The organism is Streptomyces sp. NPDC031340, assembly GCF_055569945.1.
The window spans coordinates 109,171-126,970 of record NZ_JBVIIE010000018.1; the positions used below are offsets into that span (position 1 = coordinate 109,171).

Sequence of the window (17,800 nt, forward strand, 5' to 3'; positions counted from 1 at the left end):
CAGGGCCAGGCCTCCGCCGCCGGAATAAGGCCGAGCACCCGCCGCCGGAGAAGGCCGGGAACCGGCCGCCGGAGCCGGGCACAGCCACCGGAAAACCCAGGCATCGGCTACCCCAGGGCCGGGCCTCGGCCGCCGGAATAGGGCCGGGCGCCCGCCGCCGGAGAAGGCCGGGCGCCGGCCTCCGGAGAGGGGTTCGCGGGGCTCAGGTCTGGGGGGTGGTGACGTGGACCCCGTTGTCGTCCAGCCGGATCCGGATGTCTGTCTCCTCGCCGGTCCACCGGACCGCCAACTCGCCCTCACCTGCGGCCCGTACGCTCACCGTCTCCGGGAGCGGGAGCGGGTCCGGGGCTCCGGTCAGGCGGGCCAGGGCCACGAACAGGGTGGGGCCGTCGCCGGTGGTGCCGGTGAGCGTGTCGGACAGGCCGACGGCGGGGGCGAGTTCGGCGCGCATGCCCTCCGGCGCCGTCCAGCCGGTCACCCGTACCGGCGTGCCCGGCCTCGCGCCGGTCACCCGGAAGGCGCGTACCTCCACCGCCCCGCGGGCGAGCACCACGGCGGTCACCTGCGCGCCGCCGCCCGCCGTGTGCCGGGACGCCGCCCAGCCGTCGCCCACGCCCAGCGGCTCGATGCCGGTGCGGGCGGGGTCGTCGCCGACGAGGACGCTGTTGTCGTACGACGCCGAGGGGCGGGTCGCGGTCGAATAGGCGAGGCGCGTGTAGTACGGGTCGTAGCGGACGTCCTCGCTGCCGTGGTTGTGCAGGCGCACCAGGCCGTCCGAACGGGTCGACTGCAGGAGCCAGTTGGGCGGCGCGACGGGCGTGACCGCGTCGGTGCGCTCGGCCGGGCCCGGCTCCTCGGCGGCCGTCCAGACCTGGTGGCCGGGCGGGAGGAGCAGGCCGAGGAAGCCCTTGCTCGCCCAGTACGGGGACGCCGGCCCCGAGTAACCCTGGAGCACCGACGGGTCGGGGCCGTGCCAGCCCAGGGTCAGCAGGCCGCGCGAGTCGGCGGCGCCCCGCTCCAGGAAGTACCGCAGTGCCCCGGACGCCAGCCGCCGGGTCTCCCCCGGCGCCAGTGGCGTACGGCCGCACAGCGCGCCCAGCCACAGCGGGGCCGTCGTGGCGAACCGGTAGGTGAGCGAGCGGCCCTGGTGCATCGGGGCGCCGTCACCGCCGAACAGGCGTGCGTAGTCGACCAGATGGCGTTCCAGGCGGCCCCCGTACAGGTCCAGCAGCCGGGCGTCGCCGGCCAGCCAGGCGTGCAGCACCGGGTAGAGGTGCATGGCCCAGCCGTTGTAGTAGTCGAACTTGCGGCCGTCGCCGTCGGTGTACCAGCCGTCGCCGACGTACCACTTCTCGATGCGTTCCAGGCCGCGGTCGACGGCCTCGCGGGACGCCTGCGCCTCGTGGCCGATCTCGGCGAGGAAGCCGCCCACCGTGACCGGGAACAACTCCCAGTTGCAGGGCCAGGCTTCGGCGGTCAGGGCGTCGCCCAGCCAGGCCGCCGCCCGCTGCCGCACCGTGTCGTCCAGCTTGTCCCACAGCAGCGGGCGGGTCAGGCGCAGCGCGAGGGCGATGGAGGCGGCCTCGACGAGCGGCTGCCCGCGGTCCTCGATCCGGGGCCAGACGCCCGCGACGCCGGCCGCGAGTCCGTCGGCGTACCGCTGGAGGCCGGTCTCGTCGCGGCGGAAGGCCGCCAGCAGCAGTGTGCGGGCGTAGCCCTCCAGCCCGTCGGAGAGGTGCCCGGACCAGCTCGTGCGGTCGCCGGGCAGGTGGTAGAGCGCGCCGCCCTCGGCGGCGTACGGCTCGACCGCCGCGAGCAGGGCGTCGGCGGCGGCCTCCCAGTGGGCGCGGGTGAAGCCGGTGTGCGGGCTGAGGGCACGGTCGTCGGGCGGCAGGTGCATGGACTCTCTCTTCGGCGTCGGCTCTCTTCCAACGGGGTTGGGGCCTGGGGCGCCCCGGTTCCGGTCGGGACGCCCCAGGGTCTCAGTCCACCCGCACCAGATGCTCGGGCACCAGGTGCTGGGCGACGAGTTCGTCGCGCACCAGGCCCGCGTACACGGTCGCGCCGTGCACGGAGGTGTGGGTGTTGTCCTTCTTCTCGTTGTAGAGGTAGATCGCCTTGGAGCCTTCGACGCCGAGGGACTCCACCAGCGCCTTGGTCCTTGCCGTGAGGTCGATCAACGGTACGCCCTCCGCGGCCGCCACGGACCGGATGACGGCGGGATGGTCCACGCCGAGCCCGTTGACCAGCAGCGCGGTGTTGTTGTTCAGGGTGCCGTCGGAGTTGAACCAGCGCCGCACGATGGGCGTCACCAGCACCGGTTCACCGCCCTTCTCCCGCACGCCCGCCACCAGCGTCTCCAGGTTGGCGCGGTAGGTCGCCTCGTCGGTCGTCTTGTCGTTGTGGGCGAGCTGGATCAGGACCAGATCGCCGGGGCGGATCAACGGCTGTACCGTACCCCACAGTTGTGGGTTCCCCAGGTAGCTGACCGTACTCTCACCGGAATCCGCGTAATTGGCGACGGACAGCCCCCGGCGCAGGTACTGGGGCAGCTGCTGACCCCAGCCGGAGTAGGGCTCGCCCGGCTGGTCGCAGACCGTGGAGTCGCCGACGAGCAGGATCTGGCGGGCGCGGGCGGCCGGGGTGACGCGGATGCCGGCGAGGGCGGGGGCCGAGCCGCCGAGGGTGAGGTCGAGGCCGGGGGTGCCCTCCGCGCCCGTGGGCTCACCTTCCGGGGTGCGGACGTTCACGGTGAAGCTGCGAGTCACCCGCTCACCGGCCGGGACGGACGTCTCGGGGAGCAGGGAGCGCCGGGTCTCGCCGCTGACGGCGGTGCTCGACGCGGCGTCGCCGCCGAGCAGCACCCGCACGTCGTAGGTGCCGGGCGGGACGTCGAAGTGGCATGCGGTGGCAGTGCAGTTCTCGATGCCGAGCGGCCGGCCGGCGTCGTGGGCCTGGGCGGCCGGTACGGCCGTCAGCCCGGCGCCCAGGGTGAGCGCGGCCAGCACGGCGAGGTTGAAACGTCTCATTGACGGCTCCTAGGAAGCAGGTCGGCAAGGCCTGGCGGCTGGACGGTACCGCCAGGAGCAAGCGCTTTCTAGACCTCGGGCAACATTCACATCATTGCCAACTTCCAACGCGCGAAAGCCCTTTCGCAAAATCGTTTCAACTGTCACCCTCGCAGTCACCCGCACTCCCACCGCTCCGAAGGAGGCACCCCCATGTCCGACACCGCGAACACAGCGGTCGGCCGCCGGACCTTCGTACTCGGCGGCGCGGCCGTCGCCGGTTCGGCCGCCCTCGCCGGCCCGCTCGCGGCTGCGGCGTCCGCCGCGGGCTTCGGCTACACCGACGACGGCTCGAACTACGTCGTCGACACCGGCGCCGGCCTCGTCCTCAAGGTCAGCAAGACCAACGGCGACCTGACCTCGCTCGTCTACAAGGGCACCGAGTACCAGGGCTACGGCGGCAAGAACTCGCACGTGGAGTCCGGCCTCGGCGCCTCCACCGTGACGATCAGGCAGTCCGGTGCGACGATCCTGATCTCCGTCGCGTACGGCACGCTGAAGCACTACTACGCGGCCCGCAGCGGCGAGAACAACGTCTACCTGTGGACGAACAAGGCGGATGCCTCGGTCTCCGCCACCCGCTACATCGTGCGCGTCAAGGCGGGCATGTTCCTCAACGACGCCCCCGACTCCTACACCTACGCGCCCACCACCATCGAGGCCGCGGACGTGTTCGCGAAGTCCGACGGCCAGACCCGCTCGAAGCACTACTCGAAGCTCAGGGTCATCGACTACGACTACATCGGCTGGAGTTCGGGCGGCGTGGGCCTGTGGGTCGTGCGCTCCAACCACGAGAAGGCGTCCGGCGGCCCGTTCTACCGCTCGCTGCTGCGCCACCAGAGCGCGGACGGCGGCGGCCTGTACGAGATCCTGTACTACGGCGAGAACCAGACGGAGGCCCAGCGCTTCGGCCTCCAGGGCCCCTACGTCATCGCCTTCACGGACGGCGGCGCGCCCTCGTCCTCGCTGTACCACGCCAACATCGACACCTCGTGGGCCGACTCGCTCGGCATCTCCGGGTACGTGCCCGCGAGCGGGCGCGGCCGGGTCGCGGGGGTAGGCATCAGCGGCCGGAACACGGCGTACCCGTACACGGTCGGGCTCGCCAACTCGGCCGCCCAGTACTGGGGTTCGGCCCGTTCCTCGGACGGATACTTCTCGATCGCCGGGGTGCTGCCGGGGACGTACACGCTGACCGTCTTCAAGCGCGAACTGGCCGTGTACACCACCTCGGTGACGGTGTCCGCGGGCGCGACGACCACGCTCAACACGATCACGATCCCGTCCTCCGACGACCCGGGCAACGCGCCCGCGATCTGGCGCATCGGCGACTGGGACGGCACTCCCGGCGGATTCAAGAACGCCGACCTGATGACCTACGCGCACCCGTCCGACGTCCGGGCCGCCTCCTGGACCGGCAACGTGGTGATCGGCAGCGGCACCGAGACCTCGTCCTTCCCCTGCTACCTGTGGAAGGACGTCAACAGCGGCATCGTCGTGTACTTCCGGCTGACGGCCGCGCAGGCCGCCGCCGCACACACCCTGCGGATCGGTGTGACGACGGCCTACGCCAACGGCCGGCCGCAGATCGTCGTGAACGACGCCTGGACCTCCGCCGTCCCCTCGCCGCCCGCCCAGCCGAGCACCCGGTCACTGACCGTCGGCTCGTACCGGGGCAACAACTACACGTTCACCTACAGCGTCCCGGCGTCCGCCTGGCTGACGGACACCAGCGCCTACAACACGCTGAAGATCTACGTGGCGAGCGGCTCGGGTTCGACGTCCTTCCTCAGCGCGGGCACGTCGATCGACGCGATCGACCTGCTGGCCTGACGTCAGGACCCGCGCGTCCACTGCTGGTTGGTGCCTCCGTTGCAGGTGTACGTGATGATCGCGGCGGAGTTCACGGTGGACGCGCCGGACACGTCCAGGCACTTGCCGCTCGCGCGGGACTTGATGTTCACGTAGGACCCGGACGTGACGACCGACCACTGCTGGGCGGCGGCCGAGCCGTCGCAGTTCTCCTGGGTGACGGTGGCGGCGTTCTCCTGGACGCACAGGGAGCTGTGCCGGGTCAGCAGCTGGTAGTAGCCGCCGCCGACGGACTTGAACCAGTACTTCTGGTTGTTGCCGCCGTTGCAGTCGTACTGCTTGATCTGGGCTCCCTGCCACAGCGACTGGCTGGTGACGTCGGCGCACCTGCCGCTGTGCCGCGCGACCAGCGTCTGGTACGTGGCGCTCGTCCCGCCGACCGTGCCGGCCGCGGTGTCCACGGTGACCTCCGGGTACCAGGACATGGACATCGTGGTGGAGGTCGGGAAGGTCAGCGGCAGCCACACGTACCGCGAGTCGTTGACGGTGCCGCCGAACGAGTTGCCCCAGCGGTCGCCCAGGTACAGGTACGAGGTGCCCGACGTGCCCTGCACGGGCAGGACGTATGCGGTCTGCGAGCCGTAGGCGGTGGAGTCGCCGACGTTCGTCATCGCCGTCCATGGGCCGGACAGGCTGGTCGCGGTGGCGTACTGCTGCTGGTTGGGGCTCCAGCCGGTCGCGCCCGAGGTGAGCATGAAGTACACGCCGTTCCGCTCGAACAGCGCCGGCGCCTCGCGGTGGCCGCCCGCCCACGGGTTGGCGACGAGGCTGTCGATGCCGGTGTAGTCGGCGGTGAGGCGGTAGATGTGCAGGTCGTAGTTCTCGTTGGCGGCCGACACCAGGTACCCGGTGCCGTCGCTGTCGACGAAGGTCGTGAGGTCGCGGGACATGTACTGGCCCAGGGGCCGGAAGCTGCCCCGGTAGGTGTAGGCGCCGTCGACGGTGGCGGAGACGGCGACGGCGGCGCGGGCCTCGCTGTAGTCGGTGCCGTTCTCCTTGTGCATCCACATCACGAACTGGCCGGTGGCCGCGTTGTACATGACCTTGGGCCGCTCGATGTAGGCGGTGGCCAGCTCCGCGGCGCTGGACTGGGTCAGGACGTGGTTGCGGAACTCCCAGGTCTTCAGGTCGGTGGAGCGGTAGGCGTCCACGTACCGGAAGGTGTTGTCGGCGTTGCGGTCCTCACCGAACCAGTAGTAGTAGGAGCCGACCTTGATGACGCCGCCGCCGTGGGCGTGCACGGCGTTGCCCGAAGTGTCGGTGAACTGAGTGCCGTTGGTGATCGTCTGGGTCGCTGCCCGGGCGGGCCCGGCGGTCACCAGGGCGCCCGCCAGCCCCAGCCAGAGGGCGAGCAGGACCGCGTACGCGCGTCTCATCTCAGGCTCCTTCCGTCGCGAGGCCGGCCGCCGTGTCGGCGACGGGGACGCCGAAGTCGGGGGTGCCGTCGGGTTTCCAGCCGAGCGGCTGGACGCGGGTGTGGCGGTTGGGGTCGTTCAGCGGATCGCCGGTGATCTCCTTGTACTGGCGGGCGTGGTAGACGAGGACGTCGGTGCGGCCGTCCTCGGCGACCGTGAAGCAGTTGTGGCCGGGCCCGTACTGCCCGGTGGAGTCGTCGCTGGTGAAGACCGGCGTCGGCGACTTGGTCCAGTTCGCCGGGTCCATCAGGTCGGCGTCCGCGTCGACGCTGAGCAGGCCCAGGCAGTAGTGCCAGTCGGTGGCGCTGGCCGAGTACGACATGAACAGGCGACCGTCACGCTTGATGACCGCGGGCCCCTCGTTGACCTTGTAGCCGACGCACTCCCAGTCGTACTCCGGTGTGGACAGCCGTACTTGGGGGCCCTTGAGGGTCCAGGGGCTGTCCATCTCGGACAGCCACAGGGCGGTGTTGTTGTCCATGCCGGGCTCGTGCTGGGCCCAGGCGAGGTAGCGGGTGCCGCGGTGGGTGAAGGTGGTGGCGTCGAGCGAGAACGTCTCCCAGGCGGTCTTGACCTGCCCCTTCTCCACCCAGGTGCCGCGGAACGGGTCGGGGTCGGCGTTCTCCAGGACCCAGATGCGGATGTCCCACACGCTCTCGGCGGGCGCGGAGGCGAAGTAGACGTACCACTTGCCGCCGATGCGATGGATCTCCGGCGCCCAGATGTGGGCGCCCATCACTCCGGTGGCGTGCTTGGTCCAGATGACCGACTCGGCGGCGGTGGCGAGGCCGTTCAGCGTGGGCGAGCGGCGCAGGACGATGCGGTCGTACTCGGGGACGGTGGCGGTGAAGTAGTACTGGCCGTCCACGTGGCGGTGGATGTGCGGGTCGGCGCGCCGGCGGACGAGCGGGTTGACCGGCGGGGTCAGGTGGGAGGGGGCCGCCTTCGGCCCCGGGGCGGTGACGGCTGGGGTGGTGCCGGGAGTGGTGGTGGCGGGGGCGGTTGCAGTGGCGGCTGCGGCGGGGATCGCCGGGGTGATCGAGAGGGCGCCCGCGGCGAGGGCGGCTCCTTTCAGGATCAGCCGGCGGCCGGGGGCTTGGGGCAGGTCGTCGTAGCGGCTCATACGCTGCCTCTCGTGGGGGGGGTGGGGGGCGAGGTGGACGGTCCGGCCGGGGGGGCGGGCGTCGAGGCATCCGACGCCAGGCGTTCGACATTTCGAACGCCATCTGTCATCGCGAACGCCGAAAAGGTATGGGTGTGGGAGGAGGAGGTCAACGGGTTGGACGGGATCAACAGAGAGCGCTTTCGCGACGTCGGCCGAGGCGCCCGCTCGACGCCTCCGCGGGCGGTGCTGCTGCGGGCGGTGTCGTACTACGGGCGGTGTCCTGCCGCGGGCGGCATGCGAGAAGGCATCGCCCGCACCGGTACGGCACGGCTCGGCACGGCACGGGATCCGGCGTCGGTCGGGGCCTCGACGGCGGCCGGCCAGGCACGGCAGCGAGCGCGGCCCGGCCCCCGGGGCAGGTGTCCGGCCCCGTCCCCCGGGGCGGGTGTCCGGCCCAGGGGGGACGGGGCGGCTGTTCAGGCGGTCTCCGCGGCCGTCGCCTCCTGCCGTCCCCGCAGCCAGACGTACACCGGAATGCCCGCGAAGAGGAACAGCACGCCCTGGTAGACGGCCGCGTAACCGGCGCCCGCGATCAGCCAGAAGGAGAACCCGAAGGAGAGGCCGGCGACGACCAGGTCGCGGGCGAGGCCGGCCGGGCGGACGCGGGCACGGGAGCCCCGGGCGAGCCAGTACAGCTGGGCGGCGGCCGACAGCAGGTACGGCACGCAGCCGGTGAACGTGGTGATCAGGACGAGGACGCGGAAGGTGGTGTCCGGGCCCGCCGTGTAGTTGAGGCCGATCAGGAGCGTGCCGAGGACGGCCACCGCCCAGACCCCGAAGCCGGGCACGCCGCCCTTGCCCACCTTGGCGAAGGGCTTCGGGAACAGTCCGTCGCGGGCGGCGGCGTACGGCATCTGCGCGGCCAGCAGGATCCAGCCGTTGAGGCAGCCGGTGATCGAGGCGACGGCGACCAGCGCGATGGCGATGCCGCCCCAGGAGCCGCCGGTGATCGCGTTCACGGCGTCGGCGAACGGGGCCCCGGAGTCGACCAGTTCGTCGTGCGGGACGAGACCGAAGACGGCGACCGTGCCGAGGAGGTAGACGAGGGCGGAGCCGAGGGTGCCCAGGACGCTCGCCCGGCCGACGGTACGCTCGGCGTCCTCCACCTCGCCCGCGCTCACCGCGGCCGACTCGACACCGAGGAAGCTGTAGAGCAGCAGCGCGGCAGAGGCGGCCAGCGCGCCGGAGACGCTCTGGCCGGAGGCGTTGAACGGGCCGAAGTTGTCCGTGTCGACGAAGAACAGGCCGACCGTGGCCACCAGCAGCAGCGGGACGAACTTCAGGACCGTCGAGACGACCTGGACCGCGCCGACCCAGCGGGTCCCGGCGAAGTTCGCGGCGGCGGGCAGCCACAGCGCGGCGAGGGCGACGACGGCCTCCAGGGCGTGGTTGCCGTGCAGGGGTATCAGGACGTCGACGTAGCCGACCGCCGCGACGGCGAGGGCGGCGATGCTGACCCAGCACATCGTCCAGTACGACCACGCGGACAGGAATCCGGCGAAGGGGCCGAAGGCGTCGCGCGGGTAGACGTACAGGCCGCCGGTGACGGGGCTGCGGCGGGCCAGCTTCCCGAAGAGCAGGGCGAGCAGGACGGCCGCGAGGGACAGCACCACGAAGGCGAGCAGGCTGACCGTGCCGTAGGGGGCGACGGTGGCGGGCAGCGCGAAGATGCCGCCGCCGATGATGTTGCCCATGACGAGCGCGGTGGCGGCGGCGAGACCGAAGGTGCGGCGTCGCGGGACGGCCTGAGCGGCCCCGGGCGCCTCGGGCGCCTCGGCGACTGGCGAGGCTGACGTGGTGGCTGATGTGACTGATGTGACTGACGTGGCCGAGGTGGAGGCTGACGGCTCGGACGGTTCGTTCGTCTCGGCGGGCACGGTCGGAGGCATGGCGGTTCCCTGGGGAAGGGGAGGGGGACGGGGAGGGCCTGATCGTAACCCCGCATCCCACATGGTGGGCGATCTGTTCACTTGCTGGACACAGACGATTGCCGCACACCTCTTCGACTAGCGTCGGGGCATGACCAGCGACACCCCCTCCTCCCTCGCCGAAGCCCTCTCCGGCGGCGCCGTGGTCCTCGACGGCGGCATGTCCAACCAGCTCGAGTCCGCCGGACACGACCTGAGCGACGAGCTGTGGTCTGCCCGGCTGCTCGCCGAGCGACCCGAAGCGGTGACCGAGGCGCACCTCGCCTACTTCCGCGCGGGCGCCGACGTCGCGATCACCGCGAGCTACCAGGCCACCTTCGAGGGGTTCGCCAAGCGCGGCATCGGGCGGGACAGGGCGGCCGAACTGCTCACCCTCAGCGTGGAGTCGGCCCGGGAGGCGGCACGGCGGGCGGACGCCGGGCGCCCGCTGTGGGTGGCGGCGTCGGTCGGCCCGTACGGCGCGATGCTCGCGGACGGCTCCGAGTACCGCGGCCGGTACGGGCTGAGCGTGGCCGAGCTGGAGGCGTTCCACCGCCCGCGCCTCGAGGTGTTGACCGCGGCCGGTCCCGACGTGCTCGCGCTGGAGACCGTGCCGGACGCCGACGAGGCCGCGGCGCTGCTGCGGGCGGTGCGCGGGCTCGGGGTGCCGGTGTGGCTGTCGTACAGCGTGGACGGCGACCGCACCCGCGCCGGGCAGCCCCTGGAGGAGGCCTTCGCCCTCGCCGCCGACGTGGACGAGGTGATCGCGGTCGGCGTCAACTGCTGCGCCCCGCAGGACGTGGCCGCCGCCGTCGCCACGGCCGTCCGGGTCACCGGCAGGCCCGCCGTCGCCTACCCCAACAGCGGCGAGTCGTGGGACGCCGCGACCCGCTCCTGGAAGGGCGACTCCACCTTCTCCGCCGATCAGGTGAGGGGCTGGCGGGAAGCCGGGGCACGGCTCGTCGGGGGATGCTGCCGGGTGGGGCCGGAGGCGATCGCGGGCATCGCGGCGACGCTGCGGGCGTCCTGACCGGTCGCCGGCGGCCGGGGCCACCCCGGCCGCCGGCGACCGGTCCACTCACCCCAGCGGCCGGCCGCCCTCACGTCCGGCTCACGTCCGCCGTACGGTCCCCGGCAGCCGCAGCCGTCGTACGACCGACCGCGGCTCCGGTTCCCGGGCGGGCGAGCCGTCGACGGAGGCGGTCGCCATCGCGGGAGCCCGCGACAGGGCCCGGGAAGAACCGTCCGCGAGGCCGGTCCACAGGGCCAGCGCCGCGTCACGCGGGCCGTACGCGGTGTGCGGCTCGCCCGCGCCGAAGATCCGCACCGGGTGCGAGGCGTCCCAGGACTGCCAGCCCGGATCGCCGTCGGTCGCGAAGCGCACCCAGGCCCCGTGCATCGCGTCGGCGAGGTCCTGCGGCGCGCCCTCGCCCGCCAGCCTGGCCGACTCGGGCACGTGGCCGGTGTCGAAGACGAAGCCGAGTTCCAGTGCGTGGCAGGCGCCGAGCCCGGGCAGCAGCGAGGGCCAGGCGAACTCGTAGAGGTACGACGTGCCGGTCCGGGCGTCGGCCAGGCGCTGCAGCGGGGCGCGCAGCAGGTGGTCGGTGACCATCTGGCCGACGATCTCGGCGGCGCCGGCGTCCGGGTACAGGGCCCGGTAGCCGCGGGGCACCTCGGCGCCGCAGTGGCAGCGGGCCATCGCGCCGGCCAGGGCGACCGCGCCGAGCCGGTCGACGCGTTCCAGCAGCCCGCCGGGCACCAGCCACAGCCGGTACTCGTCGCTCGTCCAGCCCATCAGGAGTTCGACGCCGGCCGCCGCCTCGCCGGCCGCCAACGCCTCCAGCGGGTCGCGGGGGACGACGTCACCGTCGACGACGATGCCGAAGGCGGGGCCGCCGAGCACGGGGCCGCTGAGCCGGCCGACCTCGGCCTGGGCGCGCAGCAGCAGACCGCGGTCGACCTCGGCGAAGGCGGCCGCGGTGGCCGGCACCCTCAGCCGGGTCGCCATGCGGCGCACCATCCGCCGTACCTTGTCCCGGTCGGAGGTCTCCGGCGGGCCGCTCTGCAGCACGGCGCGCCGCACCAGCCCCCGCGCCTGCGGAGCGGCGAGCAGGGCGCCGGCGCTGATCGCGCCGGCCGACTGCCCGGCCAGGGTGATCCGGCCGGGGTCGCCGCCGAAGGCCTCGATCGACTCGTGCACCCACTTGAGCGCGGCGAGCTGGTCGCGCAGGCCGGGGTTGGCGGGGGCGTCCGGGAAGAGGCCGTAGCCCTCGACGCCCAGCCGGTAGTTGACCGAGACGAAGACCACCCCGTCGCGCGCGAAGGTGCGGCCGTCGTACACCGGCACGGCGGAGGAGCCCCTGGTCAGGGCGCCGCCGTGCAGCCACACCAGCACCGGAAGGCGTGCTCCGGGGCCCGGCTCGGGGGTCCAGACGTTGAGGTTCAGACAGTCGTCGCCGGGCACGACCGGGTCGGACAGGTACTTCTCGAAGGCTTCGGAGTACGGCGGTTTCGGCGGCGTCGGCCCGAAGCCGCCGGCGTCCCGAACCCCGTCCCAGGGCTCGGGCGGCACGGGCGGCCGGAACCGGCGCGGTCCGAACGGAGGCGCGGCGTACGGGATCCCCCGGAACACCGCGACCCCGTGCTCGAACCGGCCTCGCACCGCTCCGTACGGCGTGCTCACCACGGGATCCACGGGATCCACGGAGCTCACGGCCTCGACGGCCTCCACGGGGTCCATGGAGTCCATGGCCACGGAGTCCAAGGGGTCTGTCCGGTCTGCCGTCATCGAGCCACCAGCCTCCTCACCGCGCTGCTGCACCGTGAACAACAGAGCACCACATCCGCGCCCGGTATTCCGGTCGGAGCGGGGCATGCTCGTGGTCGAGGCTGCGACTACCGCTTCGAACGCACGTCGAACGCACGCCGAACGCACCTGGACCGCACGTCGACCGCAGGTCGACCGCACGTGGAACACCCGGGGCCGCCGAGAGCCGCCGGAGCCGCCAACTCCGGCCTCTTCCCGAGATCTTGTGGCGAACCTAGGGTAGGAAGCGCTTACTATCCGATGGCCCACGGGCGGGCCGGAGAGGCGGTTTCCCGATGGGCCGAACGGGGAGTGCGAGCACGTCCTCGGGTCCGACGCTGGCCGTGGTGGCCCGCGAGGCCGGAGTGTCCGTGCCGACGGCGTCCAAGGTGGTCAACGGCCGCGAGGACGTGGCTCCGGAGACCCGCCGCCGGGTCATGGAGACACTGGACCGGCTGGGATACGTCCGCAGGCCCCGGTTCGACGCGGGACGCGCGCCGGGCCTGGTGGACCTCGTCGTGCAGGCGCTCGACACCTCCGGGGCGGGCGCGGTGCTGCACGGGGTGGAGTCGGCGGCCCACGACGCGGGGCTGGAGGTGGTGGTCTCCGCGGGGCCGACCCGGACTCGGGGCGGCCGGCCGGAGCGCGGCTGGCTGGACAAGCTGATCGCGCGCGGCTCGGCGGGGGTGCTGTGCAACCTGGCCGACCTGACGCCGTCGCAGTACGCGTGGCTGGTGGAGCACCGCATCCCGTTCGTGATGATCGACCCGGCGGTCGAACCGCCGTCCGGCGTGGTGTCGGTGGGCGCGGCGAACTGGCAGGGCGGCGTCACGGCGACCGAGCACCTGCTCGCCCTCGGCCACGAGCGGATCGCGGTGGTGGCGGGGCGGCGGCACACGATGTGCGGCGACGCCCGGGTCGCCGGGTACCGCTCGGCGCTCGCGTCGGCGGGGGTGCGGCACCGCCCCGAGTACATCCGTCACACCGGCGCCGACGAGGGCGCCGCCGGCCGCCGTGTGCTGGACCTCCTCGACCTGCCGGAACCGCCGACGGCGGTGTTCCTCTGCTCGGACCGCATGGCGCTCGGCGTGTACGGGGCGCTGAAGGAGCGGGGCCTGCGGGTGCCGGACGACATCAGCGTCATCGGTTTCGGCGACCTGCCCGAGTCCCGCTGGATCGCCCCACCGCTGACGACCGTCCGCCAGCCGTTGTCGGAGATGGCGGCGACCGCTCTCCGGCTGCTGGTCCGCATGATGGACGGCGACCGCCCGGAGAGCACCCGCACGGAGCTGTCGACCCGCCTGGTGGAACGGTCGAGCACGGCACGCCCGCCGGTCTAGGGCAGGTGCAGGACAGGTCCAGGGCAGGTCCGGGGCCGCTCCATGACCGGTCCTGCGCCGAGGGCTTCCGCTGACGAGGGCTCCGGTCCTATCGTCTGGGCCCGTGATCAGAAACGGCGTTCCGCTGCCCCCGACCGTCTACCCGTCCGCCAAGGGACGTATGTGGGCCATGCTGGCCGGCTCTCTGGTCTTCGTCGCTCTGGGCATCGCCTTCCTGGTCGCCCACAGCACCGTGAAGATGGTGGTGGCGGGGGTGCTGACCGTGCCCTTCTTCGGGCTCTGCGCGGTGATCTTCGTCCAGCGCCTGTTCCGCGGCCGGCCCGAGCTGGTGCTGGACGACGCGGGACTGGACCACGTGAGCCTGGGCCGGCTCGGCTGGGACGAGATAGCCGCCGTGCGGATACGCGAGCAGCGGGTACGTCACACCTCGCACCGCTTCATCGAGCTGGTGCTGCACGACCCGGACGCCTATCTGGCCCGAGCACCCAAGCTCGTCCGCGGAACCGCGTCCATGAACGTACGGCTCGGCTTCGGTCCGGCCAACATGGCGGCGAACACCTTGCCGGTGCCGCCCGAGGCGGTCCTGGACGCGATGCGGCGCCACCGCCCCGGACTCGCGGTACTGGACTGAGCATGCCGACCGGTCGACCGGCCGGCCGACCGATACATCCGGCCGGCCGGCCGGATGTGTCGGTCACGAGCGAGGGGGGACCCACCGGGACGCGGATGCCCCCTCGCAGTCACAGCCCGGACTCGATCGGCCCTCGCGTCACTTTCGCCAGAACAGGTGGTGCGTCACGCCGCTCGGGCTGGGCACGACCTCCAGGTGGAAGCGGTCGAGCAGCTCATCGGGGGACTCCCAGAGCCGCAGTCCGGATCCGAGCATCACCGGCGCTACCGCCACGTGCATGGTGTCGACCAGGCCGGCGTCGAGGAACTGCCGGACGGTGGTGACCCCGCCGCCGAGTCGGACGTCCTTGCCCCGTGCCGCTTCCCGCGCCCGTTCCAGGACGGCGGCCGGGTCGCCGTCGACGAAGTGGAACGTGGTGTCGGAGAGCGTGAACGACGGACGCTCGTGGTGGGTCATGACGAACACCGGCGTGTGGAACGGGGGTTCCTCACCCCACCAGCCGCGCCACTCATGGTTCTGCCAGGGCCCGCGCTGGGGCGCGAACTTGTTGCGGCCCATGATCTCGGCACCGATGTTGCGTGCGAAGTCCCGTGTGAAGTAGTCGTCGAGACCCCGGCTCCCCCCGGAACCCCTGCGCATGGGCCAACTCGCCGTCGCTCCGGCCCAGGCGTACAGCCGCTCGGGACGGTCGAAGCCGAACGGCCGCTCGAGGCTCTGGTGCTCACCGGCACCGATCCCGTCACTCGAGACGCTGAAGTTCATCACTCTCAGCAGTTGATCCATGCGCTTCCTCGTGTCCCTCGTCAGGTGGAGTCGTGTCTTCGTGTGGCGAGGCGCCGCACACCATGACGTCGAACGGGACGCGGCCGGACGGGCAGCGACTCGCGACTTTCACCTGAACGGGGATCTCCTTCCACCCCGCCGCTACTCCGCAGGCAATGGGAGAATTCAGGACGCGCTCTCCGTCAGCCGCGCCGCCCACCCGATGCCGCCCCGCAGGTGGGCGAGGAAGTCCGGGTCGGCGTAGGCGTCGGCGGCGTGACCGAGAGCGGTGTAGAAGACGCGTCCCCGGCCCTGCTCCCGGCACCACGCCAGCGGATGGTCGTCGCCCATGCGGCCACCGTCGTACGACGACTCGTCGGCGCGCAGCAGAATCCGTGCGGAGCCGCGCGGATTGGAGCGGAAGTCGTACCACTCGTCGGCGAACTCCCAGGCGGGGGCAAGGTGTTGGGTGGCCGGGTGGCCGGAATCCTCCACCACCACCCGCCCCGGCTGGTAGTCGGGGTGCCGGTCGAACCGGGCCCCCAGCAGCTCGCCGTAGTACGGCCAGCCGTACTCCGTGCAGGCCGCCGCGTGCACCCCGGCGAACCCGCCGCCCGCCTCCACGTACCCGGCCAGCCGCTGCCGCCCGGCCGGGGTGAGGATGTCCCCGCTGGTGGAGAGGAACACGACGGCCGCGTACGCCTCCAACGGCCCCTCCAGAGCGGCGGGATCCTCGGTGTGCTCCACCTCGAAACCGCCCAGCGCCTGTACGGCGGCGACGGCGGCCGGGATGGAGTCGTGCCGGTAGCCGGCGGTACGCGTGTGGACCAGGAGTCGGGCTGCCATGGCACCCGAGCCTATGAGAGACCCGCTCGCGGCAGCGGCCGCCGTCGGAAACGCGCAGCTCGGGTGCTCCGGGCCGGGGCGGCTGTTCCCGCTCGGACGGCTGTCCGCTCAGACGGATGCCGTCCTGCCCTGGTGGGGCATGTTCCAGCCTTCGGCGAGTCGTGACGGGTGAACATTGTGTCCGCCGCCGAAGAACTCGCAGAACTTCATGATCAGCGGGTCCCATCCGACCGGGTCCACATAGTGCGTCCCAGGTATGACCAGCTCTTCCTCGACATGCGCGCGAAGGACCTCGACCTGGAAGGCGGTGGCGTGCGGAGTGGGGGTGCCGAAGGGGTGGGCCGCGACGACCCTGCACTCCAGCTGGACCGGGCATTCCGCGACCCGTGGGGGCCGGACCAGGTCAGACGCTTGCTCGGTCAACCGTGCGGCCGCGAACTTGTCCGGCACGTATCGGTAGCCCTGCTTCACCTTGTAATCCGGCACCACCCGCTTCCCGGTGGTGAGCGCGATCCGGTCGACGGCGTCGACCATCGCCGACGAGGGCAGGTTGAGCACACATTCGCCGTCCCGCAGCAGGTTCGCCGTGGTCTGGGCGTTGTTGCCGAGCCCGAGCATGCAGGACTGGCCGAGCCACCACGCGGACGACATCGGCGCGAGGTTCGCCGTGCCGTCTTCGTTGCGTGAGCTGATCAACACCACCGGAGTCCCGAAGTACAGGACCTTGAGGCCGGGTACGACGTGCATGCGCCGCGCCTTTCGCAGAGTGCCGGACGACAGACCCGCGCCGAGGAACACGAGCCGTCGCCGACTCTCTCGCGACGGGACCACCTCCGCTGGCGGCAACGCGACATCGCGTTCCGGCGGACACGCTCCCTGCAGGCCCACCACCGAGGCCCTGCCGGCTGAGCCCGGCTCGCGGCCATGAGGTGACCGCGACGCACAGCCGGACGGCGACACCCGATGGATGACGAACACGCGCAGCCTCCGGCAGAGACGGCTCTCTGGTCGAAAATCCACCCACCGAAAGCTTCGTCCTCTCATGCATCGGACGACCTCGACTTGCCGCTTTCAAGGCGAGATCGGCAACGTGCGCTTCGACTGACGTCAGCCCTGCCAGACGTCGGCCACCGAAGGGACCAGCGCCCTGGCCTGGGCGTGGCCCGCGTGGGCGGCAGCCGGCCGGCGGGTGTCGTCCGTCATGTTGCGGCCCATCATGCGGCGCGCAGCGCGGTCCGGGGACAGGAGGATGACGTGTGTTCCGTCGTCGGACAGTTCCGCGGCCTGCTGGGAGGCGCCCGGATGCGGTCCGACCGCCTGGGGGATCGGCACGACCGCCAGTACCTGGCGGTACCCGCGTGCGAGCTGAAGGTTGGCGGTCGAACGGCTGCCACCATCCATCCAGCGCCGGCCCGCCACGGTGACCGGCGGCCATACGACGGGTACGGCGCAGCTCGCCGCGACCGCTTCGAGAAGTGTCACTCCGGAGTGCGAGTCGAACACCTCGGTCTGGCCGCTCTGCGCATCGACCGCGGTGATCCGCAGCTCCCGCGCAGGCCAGTCGCGTACGTCGCCCAGGAGCGCGCCGACCGTACCGAAGACGTCCGACTCCGGTCCGGTCCGGGCGCGGAGTGCTGCCCGGGCGAGGCGTTCGACGGACCGCTGGGGATCACGGGAGCCGAGCGCCGCCCAGAGGAAGCTCGCCGTCTGGCGCGCTGTCACCGGCAGACGGACCGCGTCTGCTCCGGAGAGCTGACGCTCGTAGAGCTCCGCGGCCGGGACTCCGGACCGGAGCCGGGCCCCGAAAACGGCTCCAGCGGAGGTGCCGATCACGACGTCGGCGCTGCCGAGATCGATCCCGCCCTCGGTGAGCCCGGCGAGAACCCCGGCCAACCAGGCTCCGCCCACCGGTCCACCACCGCCGAGCACGAGTGCGGTTCCGGGCATGCTTACCCCTCCCCCTGAACGACTGCCGCGGACATCCCGCC

Annotated in this window: 14 protein-coding genes; 4 read left to right on the forward strand and 10 right to left on the reverse strand. The window is 72.2% G+C overall.

What is annotated here, in order from left to right; all coding sequences use genetic code 11:
* Positions 1-202 precede the first annotated feature (202 nt).
* Complete coding sequence (locus ACZ5GT_RS16630) at positions 203-1,900, reverse strand: DUF2264 domain-containing protein (protein ID WP_469023027.1); 1,698 nt, start codon at positions 1,898-1,900, stop codon at positions 203-205.
* 82 nt (positions 1,901-1,982) lie between these two features.
* Positions 1,983-3,029: a rhamnogalacturonan acetylesterase gene (locus ACZ5GT_RS16635; protein ID WP_469023033.1), complete on the reverse strand. Its 1,047-nt coding sequence runs from the start codon at positions 3,027-3,029 to the stop codon at positions 1,983-1,985.
* A 192-nt stretch (positions 3,030-3,221) separates the two neighbouring features.
* On the opposite strand from ACZ5GT_RS16635, the gene ACZ5GT_RS16640 reads away from it, so the two are divergent.
* Positions 3,222-4,901, forward strand: a complete 1,680-nt coding sequence (locus ACZ5GT_RS16640; protein WP_469023039.1) for a rhamnogalacturonan lyase B N-terminal domain-containing protein — start codon at positions 3,222-3,224, stop codon at positions 4,899-4,901.
* A gap of 2 nt (positions 4,902-4,903) precedes the next feature.
* Here ACZ5GT_RS16640 and ACZ5GT_RS16645 read toward each other — a convergent pair whose 3' ends face one another.
* From ACZ5GT_RS16645 to ACZ5GT_RS16655, 3 genes are all read right to left on the reverse strand, one after another.
* Positions 4,904-6,316, reverse strand: a complete 1,413-nt coding sequence (locus tag ACZ5GT_RS16645) for an RICIN domain-containing protein (protein ID WP_469023043.1) — start codon at positions 6,314-6,316, stop codon at positions 4,904-4,906.
* Between the two features lies 1 nt (position 6,317).
* Positions 6,318-7,478 carry a glycoside hydrolase family 43 protein gene (locus ACZ5GT_RS16650; protein WP_469023046.1) on the reverse strand — a complete coding sequence of 387 codons (1,161 nt, stop codon included), beginning with the start codon at positions 7,476-7,478 and terminating at the stop codon, positions 6,318-6,320.
* A gap of 458 nt (positions 7,479-7,936) precedes the next feature.
* Positions 7,937-9,409, reverse strand: coding sequence for an amino acid permease (locus ACZ5GT_RS16655; RefSeq protein WP_469023049.1), 1,473 nt, complete (start codon positions 9,407-9,409; stop codon positions 7,937-7,939).
* Positions 9,410-9,539: 130 nt separating this feature from the next.
* On the opposite strand from ACZ5GT_RS16655, the gene mmuM reads away from it, so the two are divergent.
* Positions 9,540-10,457: a homocysteine S-methyltransferase gene (gene mmuM, locus ACZ5GT_RS16660; protein WP_469023051.1), complete on the forward strand. Its 918-nt coding sequence runs from the start codon at positions 9,540-9,542 to the stop codon at positions 10,455-10,457.
* An 81-nt stretch (positions 10,458-10,538) separates the two neighbouring features.
* Here mmuM and ACZ5GT_RS16665 read toward each other — a convergent pair whose 3' ends face one another.
* Positions 10,539-12,167 (reverse strand): carboxylesterase/lipase family protein, encoded by a 1,629-nt coding sequence (locus ACZ5GT_RS16665; RefSeq protein WP_469023223.1) that lies wholly within the window; start codon positions 12,165-12,167, stop codon positions 10,539-10,541.
* 362 nt (positions 12,168-12,529) lie between these two features.
* Here ACZ5GT_RS16665 and ACZ5GT_RS16670 point away from each other — a divergent pair, with 362 nt between their 5' ends.
* Positions 12,530-13,573 (forward strand): LacI family DNA-binding transcriptional regulator, encoded by a 1,044-nt coding sequence (locus ACZ5GT_RS16670; protein ID WP_469023056.1) that lies wholly within the window; start codon positions 12,530-12,532, stop codon positions 13,571-13,573.
* Positions 13,574-13,676: 103 nt separating this feature from the next.
* Entirely contained in the window at positions 13,677-14,204 is a 528-nt protein-coding gene (locus ACZ5GT_RS16675; protein WP_469023062.1) for an STM3941 family protein, read from the forward strand.
* Between the two features lie 138 nt (positions 14,205-14,342).
* Here the strand turns inward: ACZ5GT_RS16675 and ACZ5GT_RS16680 are convergent, their stop codons facing one another.
* The 4 genes from ACZ5GT_RS16680 to ACZ5GT_RS16695 form a co-directional block, all read right to left on the reverse strand.
* Positions 14,343-14,987 carry a dihydrofolate reductase family protein gene (locus tag ACZ5GT_RS16680; RefSeq protein ID WP_469023066.1) on the reverse strand — a complete coding sequence of 215 codons (645 nt, stop codon included), beginning with the start codon at positions 14,985-14,987 and terminating at the stop codon, positions 14,343-14,345.
* 165 nt (positions 14,988-15,152) lie between these two features.
* A complete protein-coding gene (locus tag ACZ5GT_RS16685) occupies positions 15,153-15,812 on the reverse strand; it encodes a ThuA domain-containing protein (protein WP_469023070.1) in 660 nt (219 codons plus the stop codon).
* A gap of 108 nt (positions 15,813-15,920) precedes the next feature.
* Complete coding sequence (locus ACZ5GT_RS16690) at positions 15,921-16,559, reverse strand: flavin reductase family protein (protein WP_469023076.1); 639 nt, start codon at positions 16,557-16,559, stop codon at positions 15,921-15,923.
* 360 nt (positions 16,560-16,919) lie between these two features.
* Positions 16,920-17,759 carry a patatin-like phospholipase family protein gene (locus ACZ5GT_RS16695; RefSeq protein WP_469023081.1) on the reverse strand — a complete coding sequence of 280 codons (840 nt, stop codon included), beginning with the start codon at positions 17,757-17,759 and terminating at the stop codon, positions 16,920-16,922.
* Positions 17,760-17,800: the final 41 nt, after the last annotated feature.

Excerpts from the sequence above, each read along its gene's own strand:
- ACZ5GT_RS16655 (WP_469023049.1), bottom strand. The coding sequence starts at position 9,409 with ATGCCTCCGACCGTGCCCGCCGAGACGAACGAACCGTCCGAGCCGTCA.
- mmuM (WP_469023051.1), top strand. The coding sequence starts at position 9,540 with ATGACCAGCGACACCCCCTCCTCCCTCGCCGAAGCCCTCTCCGGCGGC.
- ACZ5GT_RS16635 (WP_469023033.1), bottom strand. The coding sequence starts at position 3,029 with ATGAGACGTTTCAACCTCGCCGTGCTGGCCGCGCTCACCCTGGGCGCC.
- ACZ5GT_RS16630 (WP_469023027.1), bottom strand. The coding sequence starts at position 1,900 with ATGCACCTGCCGCCCGACGACCGTGCCCTCAGCCCGCACACCGGCTTC.
- ACZ5GT_RS16685 (WP_469023070.1), bottom strand. The coding sequence starts at position 15,812 with ATGGCAGCCCGACTCCTGGTCCACACGCGTACCGCCGGCTACCGGCAC.
- ACZ5GT_RS16645 (WP_469023043.1), bottom strand. The coding sequence starts at position 6,316 with ATGAGACGCGCGTACGCGGTCCTGCTCGCCCTCTGGCTGGGGCTGGCG.
- ACZ5GT_RS16670 (WP_469023056.1), top strand. The coding sequence starts at position 12,530 with ATGGGCCGAACGGGGAGTGCGAGCACGTCCTCGGGTCCGACGCTGGCC.
- ACZ5GT_RS16640 (WP_469023039.1), top strand. The coding sequence starts at position 3,222 with ATGTCCGACACCGCGAACACAGCGGTCGGCCGCCGGACCTTCGTACTC.
- ACZ5GT_RS16695 (WP_469023081.1), bottom strand. The coding sequence starts at position 17,759 with ATGCCCGGAACCGCACTCGTGCTCGGCGGTGGTGGACCGGTGGGCGGA.
- ACZ5GT_RS16665 (WP_469023223.1), bottom strand. The coding sequence starts at position 12,167 with ATGGACCCCGTGGAGGCCGTCGAGGCCGTGAGCTCCGTGGATCCCGTG.
- ACZ5GT_RS16690 (WP_469023076.1), bottom strand. The coding sequence starts at position 16,559 with ATGCACGTCGTACCCGGCCTCAAGGTCCTGTACTTCGGGACTCCGGTG.
- ACZ5GT_RS16650 (WP_469023046.1), bottom strand. The coding sequence starts at position 7,478 with ATGAGCCGCTACGACGACCTGCCCCAAGCCCCCGGCCGCCGGCTGATC.
- ACZ5GT_RS16680 (WP_469023066.1), bottom strand. The coding sequence starts at position 14,987 with ATGGATCAACTGCTGAGAGTGATGAACTTCAGCGTCTCGAGTGACGGG.